The sequence below is a fragment of the Nitrosopumilus sp. b3 genome (assembly GCF_014078525.1).
In the GTDB taxonomy this organism is placed as follows: Archaea; Thermoproteota; Nitrososphaeria; order Nitrososphaerales; family Nitrosopumilaceae; genus Nitrosopumilus.
Genome location: NZ_MU078700.1, coordinates 1 through 448, shown reverse-complemented (window position 1 = coordinate 448; position 448 = coordinate 1). Strand labels below are relative to the sequence as shown.

1 pseudogene is annotated in these 448 nt (G+C 40.0%); it reads left to right on the top strand.

Annotated elements, in window-relative coordinates:
- A pseudogene (locus tag C6990_RS10875) lies at positions 1–448 on the top strand (hypothetical protein); the annotation flags it as partial.

The following is a 448-nucleotide window of genomic DNA, read 5'->3' as shown; positions in this document are numbered from 1 at the left end:
CGACAGTGATTCTATTCTTAACTATCTAGACAATGATGATGACGGTGACTCTGTACTCACAATTAACGAGGATGTTAACCTTAATGGTGATCCAACAGACGATGACACTGACACTGATACCATTGCAAACTTTTTAGACAATGATGATGACGGTGACGGAATTCCCACAATAGATGAGGATGCTAATAATAACGGTGATCTGACAGACGATGATTCTGACGGTGACGGTATTCCAGACTACTTGGATGCAACATCTGATGATGATTCTGACGGTGACGGTGTACCAAACTCACTTGAAGACCTAAACAATAACGGTAATCCTAATGATGATGATACAGACGGAGATGGAACACCAAATTACTTAGATACAGATGATGATGGAGATAGTATACCAACATTTAACGAAGACCTAAACAGTAATGGTGATTGGTTTGATGATGACACTGAC